The 15,638-nt window shown below is 40.1% G+C and carries 12 protein-coding genes; 2 read left to right on the plus strand and 10 right to left on the minus strand.

Translation table 11 applies throughout. From position 1 onward, the window contains the following. Positions 1-7: 7 nt before the first annotated feature. The 5 genes from miaA to A4U55_RS07765 all read right to left on the minus strand — a co-directional run bounded on the left by miaA (position 8) and on the right by A4U55_RS07765 (position 4,923). The gene (gene miaA, locus A4U55_RS07745; RefSeq protein ID WP_063454213.1) at positions 8-1,117 is read right to left on the minus strand and encodes a tRNA (adenosine(37)-N6)-dimethylallyltransferase MiaA; all 1,110 of its coding nucleotides are present in this window, start codon (positions 1,115-1,117) and stop codon (positions 8-10) included. Further along, positions 1,117-1,563, minus strand: a complete 447-nt coding sequence (gene tsaE / locus A4U55_RS07750; RefSeq protein WP_063454214.1) for a tRNA (adenosine(37)-N6)-threonylcarbamoyltransferase complex ATPase subunit type 1 TsaE — start codon at positions 1,561-1,563, stop codon at positions 1,117-1,119. The genes miaA and tsaE overlap by 1 nt, the downstream gene beginning before the upstream one ends. Continuing rightward, positions 1,560-2,156: a 6-pyruvoyl trahydropterin synthase family protein gene (locus A4U55_RS07755; protein WP_003658226.1), complete on the minus strand. Its 597-nt coding sequence runs from the start codon at positions 2,154-2,156 to the stop codon at positions 1,560-1,562. The genes tsaE and A4U55_RS07755 overlap by 4 nt, the downstream gene beginning before the upstream one ends. A 122-nt stretch (positions 2,157-2,278) precedes the next feature. Then, positions 2,279-3,529: a saccharopine dehydrogenase family protein gene (locus A4U55_RS07760; RefSeq protein ID WP_063454215.1), complete on the minus strand. Its 1,251-nt coding sequence runs from the start codon at positions 3,527-3,529 to the stop codon at positions 2,279-2,281. A 191-nt stretch (positions 3,530-3,720) separates the two neighbouring features. Further along, a complete protein-coding gene (locus tag A4U55_RS07765; protein WP_063454216.1) occupies positions 3,721-4,923 on the minus strand; it encodes a carboxynorspermidine decarboxylase in 1,203 nt (400 codons plus the stop codon). Positions 4,924-5,247: 324 nt separating this feature from the next. On the opposite strand from A4U55_RS07765, the gene A4U55_RS07770 reads away from it, so the two are divergent. Beyond that, complete coding sequence (locus A4U55_RS07770) at positions 5,248-6,093, plus strand: hypothetical protein (protein WP_003664314.1); 846 nt, start codon at positions 5,248-5,250, stop codon at positions 6,091-6,093. 64 nt (positions 6,094-6,157) lie between these two features. Here A4U55_RS07770 and A4U55_RS07775 read toward each other — a convergent pair whose 3' ends face one another. The 3 genes from A4U55_RS07775 to A4U55_RS07785 all read right to left on the minus strand — a co-directional run bounded on the left by A4U55_RS07775 (position 6,158) and on the right by A4U55_RS07785 (position 9,166). Further along, positions 6,158-6,469 (minus strand): 2Fe-2S iron-sulfur cluster-binding protein, encoded by a 312-nt coding sequence (locus tag A4U55_RS07775; protein ID WP_003658236.1) that lies wholly within the window; start codon positions 6,467-6,469, stop codon positions 6,158-6,160. Between the two features lie 78 nt (positions 6,470-6,547). Further along, positions 6,548-7,678 (minus strand): class Ia ribonucleoside-diphosphate reductase subunit beta, encoded by a 1,131-nt coding sequence (nrdB, locus tag A4U55_RS07780; protein WP_003659732.1) that lies wholly within the window; start codon positions 7,676-7,678, stop codon positions 6,548-6,550. A 252-nt stretch (positions 7,679-7,930) separates the two neighbouring features. Continuing rightward, positions 7,931-9,166 (minus strand): O-succinylhomoserine sulfhydrylase, encoded by a 1,236-nt coding sequence (locus A4U55_RS07785; protein WP_063454217.1) that lies wholly within the window; start codon positions 9,164-9,166, stop codon positions 7,931-7,933. A 205-nt stretch (positions 9,167-9,371) separates the two neighbouring features. Here A4U55_RS07785 and A4U55_RS07790 point away from each other — a divergent pair, with 205 nt between their 5' ends. Then, entirely contained in the window at positions 9,372-10,451 is a 1,080-nt protein-coding gene (locus A4U55_RS07790; RefSeq protein ID WP_042510326.1) for a sulfate ABC transporter substrate-binding protein, read from the plus strand. Positions 10,452-10,586: 135 nt separating this feature from the next. Here the strand turns inward: A4U55_RS07790 and A4U55_RS07795 are convergent, their stop codons facing one another. Both A4U55_RS07795 and yghU read right to left on the minus strand, forming a co-directional pair. Continuing rightward, positions 10,587-14,720: an exodeoxyribonuclease V subunit gamma gene (locus A4U55_RS07795; protein WP_063454218.1), complete on the minus strand. Its 4,134-nt coding sequence runs from the start codon at positions 14,718-14,720 to the stop codon at positions 10,587-10,589. A gap of 21 nt (positions 14,721-14,741) precedes the next feature. Then, positions 14,742-15,548, minus strand: coding sequence for a glutathione-dependent disulfide-bond oxidoreductase (gene yghU, locus A4U55_RS07800; protein WP_003658242.1), 807 nt, complete (start codon positions 15,546-15,548; stop codon positions 14,742-14,744). Positions 15,549-15,638: the final 90 nt, after the last annotated feature.

The raw sequence follows: 15,638 nt of genomic DNA on the forward strand, positions 1-15,638 counted from the left end.
TCATGAATTATTGCAAAAATTGCTGTTCTACTTGTTTTATGCTATTAAATGATACTATTGTTAAGTTATTTTTGGTTGGTTTGTCTGTCTGTGCCAATTGCTTCAGCCAAGTATATTGGCGTTTTGCCAATTGCCTTGTAGCATATAATGCCTTATTTTTCATATCTTGACAAGCCAAATCCCTTGTATTTGTCATGGTTTTTTTAGATTTTTTGTTAAAATCTTGATGAATTGAATTAATTTCTTGGTTTTGCTTGGATTTTTGAGCATGATAATAAGGCTTAAGCCCAAGATGGGCAGTGACACAGGCATGATCAATTGCAATCAAATAATCAAGCACCTGCCGATATCCAACAGCACGCAGTGCTGGCATATCGGCCGTCAGATTTGGATGCTGCTTGATTAGTCCGATAACTTCTTGTAAAAATCCATCCGCCCACATTACTTGAAGCCTTTGTTCAATCCGCTCATGCAACCAAGCTCTATCTGGCATAACAATAATAGCGTACCAGTGCCATTTTGGGTGGTGGCTGATTGCCAGCTTTGGTGTTGATTGCCAATGGCTTAACGGCTTACCTGTTTGTAAGTGTACCTCAACGGCACGCGTGATACGCTGAGTGTCTGTGACTTTGAGTTTTTGACAAATCACGGGGTCATGTTGTTTTAGGTAATCATATAACGCTTTATTACCCATTTCATCGTGCCAAATTTTGACCTGATTGCGGATCATTGGATTGGTTTGCGGTACTGCGGATATCCCATCAAGCAGTGCCATATAATACATCATCGTTCCGCCGACCAAAATAGGGATTTTATTGCGCGCATGAATCTCGCCAATCAATCGCTCAACATCTTGCACAAAATTTGCGACGCTGTAGCTTTGGGTGGGCGGCAAAATATCTACCAAATGATGTGGATAAGCGTTCAGCTCATCTTTGGTTGGCTTAGCCGTGCCAATGTCCATGCCTTCATATATCAGTGCACTATCAACAGAAATCAGCTCAAACCTGCCTGTATCATATAGCTTAAACGCCAAATCTGTCTTACCACTGGCGGTCGGAGACATCAAGCAAACGACACTATTATTTGGCAAATCTGTATAATGCGGCAGATCCATTAAACTTCCTCAAGGCCCATCAAGGTAACGACTCTTTTGTCATCAAGATGGCGAATGATATCAATGTGATAATCAGGTTTGGGTAAAACCTGACTGGCACGGCTTGCCCACTCAATAATAACAAGGCTGTTTGGTTCATCAAAATATTCATAAAAGCCAATAAAATCAAGCTCCTCAGGGTCATTTAAGCGGTATAAATCAGCATGATAAACAGGCTTTAATCTTCCTTGAAGATTGATTTGATAAGGCTCTACCAGCGTGTAAGTGGGGCTTTTGACAGCACCTTGATGACCCATAGCTTGTAGCCAATAGCGTACCAAAGTCGTTTTGCCTGCACCCAAATCACCTGACAACCACACACTGCCCAATAAGTTCATCTGAGCCAATGTTTCGGCAAGTGCTTGGGTGTCCGCTTCACTGTGTAAGGATAAGGTTTGGCTGATCATACTTGAACCTGCAAATCCACTTTTGGATTGACAAATGCATCGCCTTTTAGCAGCTTATCATACATCTGAGGGTCGCTCCACTCTGATTTAACTTGCTCACTAAACTCAAAATCAGCTAAGCTAAGTACGCCCATTTGTTCATTTTCAACATCTTGCTTAAAGCACTGAGCATAGCCTGTCGCTGTCTCATGGACAATGACAGAATAAACGCTGATATCTTGTTCACCGTTTTGCATGACAGTTTGATTCAAAATGGCATCTGCCCAAAAGAAAATCACTCGACTAAACTGTTCGGCTGAAGGTGATACAGGCAAACTTATCCAACGCGCACTAAAGTCCTTGCAAGCTTGGATATAGCGTGTATCGTCCTGATCCCAAAAAGTGATGGCGTGGTCAAAACTGTCTATGATATCTTTGATATGGTGCTTTAATAGCCCAAAATCATAAACCATTTGACCGTGATCAAGGCGATGTGCCTCCAAAATCAGTTCAACTTCATAACTATGCCCATGTATGGATCGTTTACAGCGATCGGATGAACAATTACGCACAATGTGTGCATTTTCAAATTTAAACAGTTTGCGAATTCGCATGATAAGCCTTTTTTATTGTCATCTTATGTTTGTTTGGCATTATTATATCACAGGTGATTTTTGACAAAAAGCAAAAACGCAGCAAGGCATTTGCGTTGCTGCACTGTGCTCTAAAGCTTAGGTTAGCCGAATGCTAACAATCGATCGCCATCTTTATCAGCAATGCGTGTCGTCAAACCCATGGTATTTAGTAGATTGATAAAAGGTCTGGCATCTAGCTCTTCAACATTGACCATCGTACCTACATTCCATTCACCACTGGCGATCAAAAGTGCTGCTGCAACAGGCGGCACACCTGCGGTATAAGAAATGCCTTGACTACCGACTTCGGCATAAGCGTCTTCATGATCGATGATATTATAAATAAATATTTCTTGAGTCTCGCCGTCTTTTTCCCCCTTAACTTTATTGCCGATACAGGTCTTACCTGTATAATGTTCGGCAAGACTGGCAGGATTGGGTAAAACCGCCTTGACGACTTTTAGAGGCACTACTTCTAGACCCTCGGCAGTTGTGATCGGCTGCTCTGATAAGAGACCAAGATTTTTTAGCACGCCAAATACATTGATATAATGATCACCAAACCCCATCCAAAAACGGATATTCGGCACATTTAAGTTTTTGTGCAAAGAGTGCAGTTCATCATGCCCGCTTAGATAGCTGTTTTGAATACCGACGATGGGTAAGTCATCTGTCCGCTTGACTTCAAACATTTGGTTGGTCTGCCATTGGCTATTTTGCCAAGAATAAACCACGCCAGTGAACTCACGAAAATTAATCTCAGGATCAAAATTGGTTGCAAAATATTTGCCATGGCTACCAGCATTAATATCAATGATATCAATATCGGTTACGCTGTCTTTATCAAAATACTCAACACCCAACCGTGCGTATGCATTGACAACACCTGGATCAAATCCCACACCCAAGATGGCGGTTGCACCTGCTTTTTTGAAGGCTTCTCGTTTTTTCCACTCATAATTTTCATACCAAGGCGGTATTTCGCAAATTTTATGCGGATCTTCATAAATGGCAGTATCTAAATAATGCGTACCTGTTTCGATGCACGCATCCATCACACTCATATTAATAAATGGTGAGCCAACATTAATCACGATATCTGTATTTGTTTGGCGGATCAATTCAGCCACAGCGTGATGATCCATCGCATCCACCGCATGAGTATGCAAAACGGCATCACGCTTAAAACTGCCCTTTTTGGCGACCTGTTTGGCAATGGCTTGACACTTGTCAATCTTGCGTGATGCGATGTGAATTTCCCCAAAAATATCATTTGCCATCGCACATTTGTGTGCAACCACCTGAGCGACACCACCTGCACCAATGATGAGTACATTTTTTGCCTGAGACATCAATCCTCCTTAATGCCCAATGAATGAAATGAGCTTATCAATAGTTGTGTGTGAATTAAAAAGGAAGACTTCAAGGAAAATTCACACACCCAAATTATTTGCTATTGATGATAAAAACTTTAATAATAGCGATTATTTGCCTGATTTTCAAGCAGTTAGATAATCATTTATTCTCAAAAGCAATGTTTCATTTAGGACAGACTGGCCTTATAATCTTCATAATCAAATTGGCGTTGAATCATGATTTCGCCATCTTGGCGAATAATCACAATTGATGGCATATCAACGCCATTAAACCAATTTTTCTTAACCATCGTATAAGCAGCGGCATTGCCAAAAGCGACTTTGTCACCAATCTTTAGAGGTTCATTAAGCGTATAATCTCCAAAAATATCGCCCGCCAAACAGGATTTGCCATAGATTCTTACTGAGGTTTCATCTGTCGATGTGCCATCAAAATCTGCACCTGTGGTATCATAAGCTGTTTCATTGACATAAGCCAGCGGCGAAGATTGACGATAAATAAGTAAATCTAACATATGTGCCTCAATGGAAGCATCAACTACTGCCAGCGGCTTATTATTATACATCACATCAAGCACGCTGGTCACAAGAACAGCACCTTGGTGCACTGATGCCTCCCCTGGCTCAAGATAAATTTGTACACCATATGTTTCGCTAAAATTCTTAAGCCTATTGATAAATTTATCTAAAGGATAATTTTGGTCAATATAATGGATACCACCGCCAAAGCTGATCCATTCTAAGCGATGAAATAACTCACCAAAGCGGTTTTCTATATCGGTCAAACTTTGGCTAAATGCCTCAAAATCAGTGTTCTCACAATTATTATGAATCATCACACCAGTAATCTGATCAGCTATCGCCATAATGCTCTCAACATCATGCTCGCCCAAACGGCTAAATGGTCTGGCAGGGTCTGCAATGATAAATGATGAGTTGCTGGTTTGAGGATTTAGGCGAAGCCCAACGGGAATATTTTTATCATCAGCCAATGGCCCAAATCTTTTTAATTGATTAATAGAATTAAAAATAATCTTATCACAGTAATCAAGAACTTCTTTAATTTCATGATCGGCATAAGCCACGCTATAAGCATGCGTTTCACCGCCAAAGCATTCTTTGCCCAGTCGCACTTCCTTTAAGGACGAGGAAGTTGTGCCATGAAGATACGGCTGCATGGACTCAAAAACCCCCCAAGTGGCAAAACATTTAAGTGCAAGTAACGCTTTTGCACCAGACTCATGACAAACCTTTTGCGTGACGCTAAGGTTGTCAATAATGGCACGCTCATCAAGCAAATAATACGGCGTTTGAATGGTTGCTAAATATTGCTTTTGCTTAGGAGTTAATCGAGCAAAAAATTGACTCATGATAAATTCCTTTGATAAAATTCATGATATATTTTAACAAAATTTTTGGTAGATATGTTTTAAAAGGTTGATATTGATATCATTTATGCCAAAAATATTTTTCTTTTATTGGTATCGTTTTGGGTATTATGTTGCTTATTTGTTGGTATAGATGATTGATTGGTATACTCTGTATGATATGTTTTTTTAAAGCTACAAAAAATTACCGATTCACTCATCTTATCCTACTAAAAATTTGCTAAAATACTCATCAATTTTATATTTAGTAGGCTTTGGTTATCAAACCATAGCGATTTAGGATAATCAAATTTAAGATCGAATCATATGGATAACACTCAAACAACCCACCTTTCTTCTCAGTTGCACAATGCCCAAATGATAAAAAACGGCAATGACACAACTTTTTATCATACAGATAACGCACAAACGGACACGATGAGTCTTGAAAATCAATTTGATGCCAAAGACAGTAGCAGTTGGTTTAATGAAAGCTTGCTCTTAAGTTGGCAACAAACTTTTGGCAATATCAAGCATGGCTATGTCAAAGCAGCTGATAATTTGGTTGATGAGCTTTTGGTCACACTCACCCAAAAGCAAGTTAATGATGCTTTGTATAATTTTGTTACAAAAAATGTTGGGCTGTTGCATAATTTAAAATTGGATATTCATGACAACTGGCTTAGATTGACTTGTACAGTCGATATCATGGGTCTATATACAACAGTGGCCAGTAATTTTGAGCTGGTTCATCTACAGCTAGATCGCCACACTCAGCGGTTGGTGCTTAAGCAAATCGGTGATACAGATGTGATTGAGCTACACAGTAAGCAGTGGTATAAAGCCCCAGCTGCACGACTTGGCGTGGGCTTATACCGTACGCTACTACGCAAAGATCCATTACCTTTTATTTTGAATAAAATTAAAATTAAAGGCATTCCATTTACTGGGCATAAAGGCAATATCATTTATCTTGACATTGGTCGATGGCTAAAAAATAACGATATGATCATGAAAAATCTAAAAAAAGTTCAAATCAATGATGGTTACTTAAAAGCACAACAGCTCTTATTAAAGGTTCAGCCAAATTTTGGTGATATCTTAAGCTTTGGCGATCCTGATGCTGACATCATTACCGAAAAAGACAACCCAAAACACCAAAAAGCAGATTGATCGTCGTTTTCACTGGATAAAACGCCCTAATTTCGCTTTGGCTGATTTAACCATAGTATATCAATTAGGGTAAGTATTCAGCACAGTCAATAAACAATGGCAACTGATTTTCATTTTTAGGGTAATAGCTGACTTTAGTTGTGCCGTTTAAAGTGCAGCAACAGGCCAATATTTCATCATCTGCTAAAGTTGCCAACGGTTTTTTAACCAAAGTGATTGACCCAGTGGTTGCCAATACTTTCATGCGACAAGTACCACAATAACCCTGTCGGCATTCGTAGTGTACCTTTTTATGTTCTGTACGAATCATGCCGTCTAGCAGTGTTTCATTTTCATGCAAGTAAAATCGTGTCTCGTCAGTAAACACCCAACCCATATCGCAATCTTTATTTTTCTTGTTATGACTGATTTATGAATTAGGGCTTGTCTCATAACAAGCCCTTTTGGTAATTAGTTATAGCTCAAAATCGTCCAAATCCACATCATCTAAATCAGAATCAATCTGACCAACCAAATAAGTGGTAATTTCGGTTTCTTGAGGGGCAACCTGAACATTGTCTGAAGACAGCCAAGCATTAATCCAAGGAATGGGATTGGTTTTGGTTTCAAAAATAGCTGGCAATCCAATAGCCGACATACGAGTATTTGTAATAAACTCAATATACTGGCATAAAATATCTCGATTTAGACCAATCATTGAACCATCTTTGAATAAATAGTTTGCCCAAGCTTTTTCTTGTTCGGCAGCACTTTTAAAAATCTCAATCGCTTCTTCTTGACACGCTTCGGCAATGGCAACCATGTCAGGATCATCTCTGCCTTGACGCATCAGATTGATCATATGCTGAGTGCCATTTAAATGCAATGCTTCATCACGCGCAATCATTTTAATAATTTTCGCATTACCCTCCATCACTTTACGCTCAGCAAATGCAAACGAACAGGCAAATGATACATAAAAGCGAATGGCTTCAAGCACATTGACAGCGACAATACACAAATACAGCTGTTTTTTTAGTTTTGGTAGCGTAACCTCAACAGACTGCCCATCAATCTGATAAACGCCCTCACCATGCAAATCATACAATTTGGCACATAAATGCAAGTCATCGTAATATTTGGCGATATCACTTGCACGCTCAAGAATATATTCATTATCCACAATATCTTCAAAAATTTTACTAGGGTCATTGACCACATTGCGAATAATATGTGTGTAACTGCGTGAATGAATCGTCTCACTAAATGACCAAGTCTCAATCCAAGTCTCAAGTTCTGGAATAGAAACCAAGGGCAATAAAACCACATTTGGGCTACGACCTTGGATACTGTCTAACAGAGTCTGATATTTAAGATTACTTAAAAAAATATGTTGCTCATGCGTAGAAAGTTCGGCAAAATCAATACGATCCTTTGAGACATCGATTTCTTCGGGACGCCAAAAAAATGACAGTTGTTTTTCGATGAGTTGCTCAAAAATCGGATGCTTTTGTTGATCATAACGAGAGACATTCACGGGTTGACCAAAAAACATCGGCTCTAACAAGACATTATTTTTAGTTTGGCAAAAAATAGAGTAACTCATGTGATGGCTCAAATTATAATCAAGTGTGATGAAAATAAGATAACTGGTAATAGATAACCCAACCGATTGGGTTTGGCTATTATCGGTTGTTATTTGGTATATGTTATTTTGTATATTTTAGCATAAATGCACCAGAGTTAAAACCCAATTTATTCTCTTAGTAATTTTGTGATTTGATTTAAATCATTTATGATTAAAGAATTGACCACGGATGATTTTAAATAAAACTGTGATTAATTCTATAAATTTTATCTAAATATTATCTAGGCCATGTGCCAAATCTTTGATAATATCACGAGCATCTTCAACCCCCACCGATAATCGAATCAAACCATCATGAACACCTGCTTCAATACGTTGCTCAGGCGTCATACGAAAATGCGTGGTGGTGGCAGGATGGGTAATGGTAGTTTTGGCATCACCCAAATTATTAGTAATACTAATCATACGGGTGCTATCAATCACTTGCCATGCCGATGCTTGGTCAGCCACTTCAAAACCAATGATCGCCCCAAATGCTCCCCCAGTCACTTCAAGTGCGGTATGCTGTGATTTGGCAAGCTCATGCGAGGGGTGGTCTGACAGTCCTGAAAAATGAACTTTTTTGACATTAGGGTGACTGGCTAAAAATTGGGCAACTTGATTGGCATTGTCACAATGCACCTTCATGCGTAGAGATAGCGTTTCAAGCCCTTTTAAGAGTACCCAAGCATTAAAAGGTGACAAGCTGATGCCGCCTGTACGCACCACACCAAATGCTTTTTCCATCAGCTCATCACGCCCAACAAGCGCACCGCCCAAGATACGCCCTTGCCCATCAATGTATTTGGTGGCTGAGTGAATGACCACATCAGCTCCTAGCTCTAAAGGCTTTTGGATGGCTGGTGTTGCAAAACAATTATCAACAATCAATAAGGTATCGTGTGCATGGGCAAGCTTGGACAAGTAACGCAAATCGGCAATCTGTGCCAAAGGATTACTTGGGCTTTCACAATAAAGCACACGGGTATTAGGGCGTATCGCTGCTGCCCATGCCTCATTATCAAAACAATCTACATAGCTGACCTCTACCCCAAACCCCTGAAAATAACCATCAAAGAGTGCGATCGATGAGCCAAATAATTGCTTAGCACAAAGCAAATGATCGCCTGCTTTTAGGTATGCCAAACACATGGTCAAAATAGCACCCATACCAGATGCGGTAGCGACAGCTCGCTCGCCATTTTCAAGTAAAGCTAAACGACGCTCAAAGGCTCTGACTGTTGGATTGGTATGCCGAGAATAGACATTGCCTTTTTTATTACCATTGAAATGATCGGCTGCATCAGCGGCACTGGCATACACATAACTGCTGGTTGTAAAAATAGCTTCGTTATGCTCGCCTTCATCAGTGCGATGATAACCGCCTCGAACTGCCAAAGTCTGCTCAAAATAACCAAGACTTGGATCAAGTGCATCTGTCTGCCAATTTGGGTCAAGCTGAGTCATAAACATTCCTTAAATTGGGATAAAATACGGTAAGCATAGCATATTTTTTTTGTATTTTCATCAATCATCAGCCCTACTTAGACTAATTTATCAGACTGCTTAATTCCAAAATAGAAAATAAAAAGTCTGATTTGTCGTTGGTTTTTTATGACGAATTTGCGTAAAGTATGCACTATCTGTTTATTTAGTTTGGTTTGGATTTATTATGATAACATTGCTTAAAAAAACAACACTGCTGGCAACAGCATTTGGTATCTTTTTTGGCTTAACTGCTTGCTCAAACAATACCAAAACTTCCATCCAAAATACTGACACGACAGCCAGTAGTACAGAAGCTAATCAAGATCCAATTGAGCTTTTGAATGTTTCTTACGATGTGTCTCGAGATTTTTATAAAGCGTATAATGAAGTTTTTATAAATCATTATTTGACCAACTACCCAAATACCAAAATTAAGATCAAGCAGTCTCATGGTGGCTCAAGCAAGCAAGCACTTTCGGTAAAAAATGGACTGCAAGCGGATATTGTTACCATGAATCAAGGCTCTGATATTGAGCTATTGGCTGATGCCAAATTGGTGGATGGCAATTGGCGACACGCATTCCCAAACCATGCCATTCCTTTCACCAGTACTATCGTATTTTTGGTACGAGAAGGCAACCCCAAAGGCATTAAAGATTGGAATGACTTGGCAACAAGTGGCATAGATATTATCATCGCCAACCCAAAAACCTCTGGTAACGGTCGCTATGCGTTTTTGGGTGCTTATGGCTATGGCTTGAATGCTTATCATAATGACGAAGCTCAAACTCATGCGTTCGTCAAGACACTTTTAAGCCATGTTAAAGTATTTGAAAATGGTGGGCGTGCGGCAACAACAACCTTTGCCCAGCGTGGCATCGGTGATGTCTTAATCACCTTTGAAAATGAAGCCAATGTGATTAAGAGTAAATTTGGCAATGTGGATATTATTTACCCAAGCTACACAGTGAATGCAGAAAATCCGATTGCTGTGGTGAAATCTGTTACCGACAACAAAGGCACAACCAAAGCTGCAACCGAATACCTCAATCATCTGTACAGCGACGAAGCTCAAGAGCTTGCCACGAAGTTTTTCTTAAGACCAAGCAGCCCCGATATCCTAGCCAAACACGCCGATAAATTCCCTGTCATGACAACCTTTTTTCCTAATGATGTCTTTGGAGACTGGGCAAGTATCATGAAAACTTATTTTAGTGATGGCGGCTTATACGATAAGCTTGCCGTCCAAGCTCAAAATCAGTAATTCATTTTTGCTCAAACAGTTGTCAAACAATCAGTTTGGCGATTGTTTGAGCAAACTTAGATCAGATAACTGTTAAAATTTATCATTATTTCACAATAAAAAACAAAAGCGTTTATCGCCTTAAGTATTAAACCATCAAACTGTTTGACTGGTTGGGTCAATGATGAGAGCATCCAATAAACCAGCATATAAAACTTGTGCAAGTTCTTTACCTTTTTTAATCTCAGGCAGTGGCTGCAGGCCATCCAATATCTTTTGCCAAGATTGACCTTGGTAATGATCTTCATACTGACCTGACAACCAATCATTAAACTGGCTTTCACCAAATTCAAGCTCATTTTTGGTATTCAAAGCGACAATGTTCAGTGAAGTCATCAAAGGTAGCACCAAAGGCATCTGCTTGGCTAATAAACCCATGACCATGAAATTTTGTAGTTGCCGCTTAGCAGTCTCTTTATGAATGGGTTTTAGCTTTAATAAGGAAACATCATTGAGATGAAAGTCTTTTAAATCATTGCTAGCCTGCCCAAACTGCCATAAGCTGCTGCCAAGATTTTGTTCAATGTCTTTTTGGTCGGTTTGTCTGCTCACTTGCCACGCCAAATGATGCAAATAAAAGCGTAAAAAATGCCCTGCACGCACTGTATTTGGTAGCACTCGCAACCATTGATCGCAGCTGATGGGTAATTTTGCGACAATATCCAGCGGGATATGATTTAGCTCAACTGCAATATATTGCTCTTTGGTTGGACTAATCATTGAAGAATATTGTAATTGCTGCTTCTTAACTTGTAAATCTGTTAGATTTTGTGCAAAATCGTCAGTCAGCTTCGCCAGTTGCCCAACCAAATTATCCAAACTGGTCAAACGATTTGCACCAGCGGGTAGCAAATTATCATAATAGATGCGTACAATGTGAGCAAACTCTGATGCCTTATCATCGTTCATATAAATGGTATCTATGAGCTTATGATAGTCAAACTCATCCATAGGCATGCCATCAAATACCCCTTGTGCCATGGCATCAATCAAGGTCTCTTTAAGCTGATATTGACCCAAACCGTCCAAAGACAGCGGCTCTTCTAAAAAGCCGTCTTCTGCGTCATATAGTAGTGGCAGTTTGTGTTTTAGATAGGCTGTGGCAGGATTTTTAAGTGTATGATAAATCTGATTAAGCGGCATACTGTTTGGTAATTGAATGCCAAAAATGGTTAAAACTTCCTCTAATTGCCCGCTGTCACCTTGTAAGTTGTTTTGTAACGCTTCTGCAAGCATCTGATAAATTGTCGCATCAGGTAAGCTTATGATGGGTGATTGATTAAAATCTTGATCCAATAAATGACGCAATTTTACCATCATGGGCGATGGTGGCAAGTAATAAGTTTGGGATTGTTTGGCGTGCAGAATTTTTTGGGTTAAAAAATCAGCCAAATCATCTTCATCACAGACCATCTCTTTTGTTTCATAAAATACAGACGCATCAAAGGCATTGGCAGCATGCTCATAAATCAAAAGCTGCTGAACCAATTTCGGGGCGATGGTCGCAAGTTTAGCATGTATTTGATCGGCTTGATTGGTATGATCCGCCTGCAAGTCAACTGCCCAATCCACATTAGATTTAAAAAATTCAATCAACTCACTGACTGGTGATGCTGGCAGTAGCTGAGTGCCGTCATCGGCGACATTGGTATAAAAAATGGCACAAGCATCACGGCTACACAGTATGGCATCTAAAAATGCACCATTGTCATCATCTTCTAAAAAACGATCGCCACGACGCTTAAGCCCAGCTTTCATCAAATCTAGGCGCGCTTGTCGATCTTGCCTAGGGAATGCCGATAAATTCATATCCAGCATCAGCGTCAAGCCAAAAGGCACATTTCTTAAAGCCCCAAAACGCGCAAAAGTGATCGTGCCTGCTGGCTCAGCACTCACCGCTTGAGAGGCAAGTAAACTCGTCATACTCTCAAGCACAAATTCAAGTGTAAGCTCTATGTTTTGAGTGCCTTGTGTAGAATTCTTAGTATGGTGGTGATAATGATGATTGGCACGGATGCTGGCTGCAATACCATTCATCACCTTGAAAATAACATGCATCTGACTGGTTTCACGATATTTGGTAAAGTAGCGATTGATGACACGATGCTCGATATGATGAAGCCAATCAATCACAGGTGCAAGCCGTTGATATTCATCACGAAATTCTCTGAGACCTGCATGAATCAGACACAGCGCCTCAACAATCGGTTGATCAGCTAATGTGACCCCCTCTAAAGGCAAGCTTGCTTCTTGAAATGATTCATCACGCCATTTAAACGGATGCATCAATGAGCTTGGAGATGGTGAATCACAGGGTGTTAAAAACCCTGCCACGATACGATCTAAAGCATAGCTAAAACTATAACGATAATCCAAATCAGCTTCATTTAGTGTCATTGCCAAATGTGCAGCATCAAATCCTCGGCGAAAGCCAGCCGCATCCAGCAATTGACAGGCTCGATTGACTGACTCAAAATCAAGCCCCAAACTTTCGTACAATGCTGGCGTCATCAGCCATTCATACACATCATCACGATAAAAACGCGCATTTTTGGCACCAAGTAGCCGATAAAACCCACTGATGGCAGCCATCAGCGAATCTACCTCACGACTGGCAGTACCGGTAATTTTGGCAGGTAGCTTCAGCCCATCCATACCAACATCATCATTAAAAATCAGTCGGATAAGATCTTCGGCTGCCTGAGCTTCAGGTAAATAAACCACGATATCAGATAATTTTCGGCAGCTACCGTCAGAATTTGGCTCATTAAGATAGCGAGCTATGATCATACGAGCCACTTCAAGCTGTCGTTTTAGACTGTGGCAGGCATGGATACTTAGACTGGGCAGGCGTAGAGATTGATCATTTTTATCCAATCCAAGAGGCAACACTAACTGGCTTTTGGTTTTAACTTTTTGTTCCCAAAACGCACTATTTTTGAAGGCTGATACAAGTTCTTGTTGCCACCATTGTTTGGTAGCTTCGCCATCTTCAAGCATTAAAATATCGGATTTTAGCTGATTTAATAAACTTTTAGATTCTTGAGCCGGCGATACAAAATCATCCTGCCAGTCAACTTGCCAATCTTTGGGTGTGCGATAAGTTTCATAAAATCTGCGATTCACCCCTTCTTTTTCATAATAATAATCACCGCCCGACATATCTGCCAGCATCGCAAAAGTTTCTCGGGACTCTTTACCCAATCTTGATAATAAAACATGACCATAATCTTTTAGATAGACCAAGTTTGGGTTAATAATACGCTGCGTTGCCAGCCAGTTTTTATCAACAATATCCGCCCAAAACATCTTTGATGGATTAAAATGCAATAAATGCACATTCAAATGAACTGATAAGCGTTTTAAAAATTGTAGCTCCAGCAAGGGAATTTGCTGGATAGTAAATAAATAAAGGTGATTAGGCAAGCTTTTATATGCTTCAGCTGCCACACTTTCACCACGCAGCCCATCAAGCACTGCCCAAAATCGCACCTCAAGCGTCTCACGATAAGCATAGACCTCAGAAAATAGCTGTCGCCACAGATATCGTAACAATTTTTCAAGATCGTGATATTGCTGAATCAGCCATTTGGGTGTTGGATCACTATCGCTATAATCATTGGCAAATCTATCCTTAGTATCGATCATCTCATCGATTGATTCAGGTAGTGGTAAGTCATGGGTCCATGCATGTAGCCATTCGGGTCGATGGGTCAAATATCGCACAAAAACTGACGACACCTCCTCACAGATTCGCCATAGCCGATGCTCTGGAATGCTTTGGTTCTGAGTGTCATAAATTGCCATCAAAAAATCATACAACGGATGATGATCATCTTGCATAATCTTGATAATCTGCTCACTAGATAAAGTTTTGATAAAGCCAAAAATCCGCCAACGCATGACCGAACCAGACAGTACCGCCACCTCTGGCACCTGCAAGGCATCTGAAGGATGATGATTAGCATCAATCCTAAGCACTTGCTGAATAAGCTGCCACTGATATTGACCCCAAAATTGTGTCATAAAAAGTGTGCTAATCCCAAGCCGTTCAGCAATACTGCGATTGAGCCAATCACCAAGTACCATCGATGGAACAATGACGATAAATGGTGAAAAAACAGAAATACCCAGTGCCTCACCTTGACGCTGTGCCTGTGTTTGCTGGTAGTAATGAATCAGATGATCCAATAGAATTTGGGTATCATTTGACTGAGTAATTGTAAACATATTATCAAGATAACTTGGTCATCAAATTGCTTTAAGCTCAAGAGATTGGGCGTATTGTACTGCTTCACGAGCTGCAATGGTTTTTGCCCATCGAATGACATTTTGATAAGTATGTACTTCCAAAAACTTGGCGGCATCGTAGCTATCAGAGACATAAAGCTCTCCCAAGCACAAACGCCCATACCATGGATAAATCGCCATATCAGCGATCGTATAATCATCTTTAATCATAAAGGTATGGTTTGCCAAATGCTGATCTAAGACATCCAATTGTCGTTTGGTCTCCATCGCATAACGGTTAATAGGATATTCCATTGGCTCTGGTGCATAGGCATAAAAATGACCAAAACCACCACCCACAAACGGTGCTGAACCCATCTGCCACATGAGCCATGAGTAAAGTTCTGATAACTGATTGAGATTAGTTGGGATAAAGGCGTTATGTTTTTGGGCTAAATACAATAAAATCGCCCCGCTTTCAAAGATACGAGTAGCAGGCGTGGTACTTTGATCAAGCAATGCTGGAATTTTGGAGTTTGGGTTAATTTTGACAAAATCCGATCCGAATTGATCTCCTGCCATGATATTGATCTTATAGGCATCATATCCTATGATTGCCCCAAGTTGTTTTAGCTCCTGCAGTAATATATTCACCTTAATGCCATTGGGCGTATTTAAAGAATACAGCTGATAAGGCGAGTCGCCAACAGGCAAGTTCTTCTCATGCGTTGCCCCTGCTGTGGGGCGATTTGTACCGCCAAATGTGCCACCGTTTTTGGCTTTGATACTTTGATAATCCCAAACTTCTGGCGGTGTATAAGTATTCATATAATATCCTTTTGCTTAAGTATTTTTTGAGTTGATAGACATAAAATAGTATCGTGAACTATCAGTATATATCACTATACAGCAAAAAAG

Source organism: Moraxella catarrhalis, from assembly GCF_001632285.1.
Lineage (GTDB): Bacteria > Pseudomonadota > Gammaproteobacteria > Pseudomonadales > Moraxellaceae > Moraxella > Moraxella catarrhalis.

Excerpts from the sequence above, each read along its gene's own strand:
- miaA (WP_063454213.1), bottom strand. The coding sequence starts at position 1,117 with ATGGATCTGCCGCATTATACAGATTTGCCAAATAATAGTGTCGTTTGC.
- tsaE (WP_063454214.1), bottom strand. The coding sequence starts at position 1,563 with ATGATCAGCCAAACCTTATCCTTACACAGTGAAGCGGACACCCAAGCA.
- A4U55_RS07755 (WP_003658226.1), bottom strand. The coding sequence starts at position 2,156 with ATGCGAATTCGCAAACTGTTTAAATTTGAAAATGCACACATTGTGCGT.
- A4U55_RS07760 (WP_063454215.1), bottom strand. The coding sequence starts at position 3,529 with ATGTCTCAGGCAAAAAATGTACTCATCATTGGTGCAGGTGGTGTCGCT.
- A4U55_RS07765 (WP_063454216.1), bottom strand. The coding sequence starts at position 4,923 with ATGAGTCAATTTTTTGCTCGATTAACTCCTAAGCAAAAGCAATATTTA.
- A4U55_RS07770 (WP_003664314.1), top strand. The coding sequence starts at position 5,248 with ATGGATAACACTCAAACAACCCACCTTTCTTCTCAGTTGCACAATGCC.
- A4U55_RS07775 (WP_003658236.1), bottom strand. The coding sequence starts at position 6,469 with ATGGGTTGGGTGTTTACTGACGAGACACGATTTTACTTGCATGAAAAT.
- nrdB (WP_003659732.1), bottom strand. The coding sequence starts at position 7,678 with ATGAGTTACTCTATTTTTTGCCAAACTAAAAATAATGTCTTGTTAGAG.
- A4U55_RS07785 (WP_063454217.1), bottom strand. The coding sequence starts at position 9,166 with ATGACTCAGCTTGACCCAAATTGGCAGACAGATGCACTTGATCCAAGT.
- A4U55_RS07790 (WP_042510326.1), top strand. The coding sequence starts at position 9,372 with ATGATAACATTGCTTAAAAAAACAACACTGCTGGCAACAGCATTTGGT.
- A4U55_RS07795 (WP_063454218.1), bottom strand. The coding sequence starts at position 14,720 with ATGTTTACAATTACTCAGTCAAATGATACCCAAATTCTATTGGATCAT.
- yghU (WP_003658242.1), bottom strand. The coding sequence starts at position 15,548 with ATGAATACTTATACACCGCCAGAAGTTTGGGATTATCAAAGTATCAAA.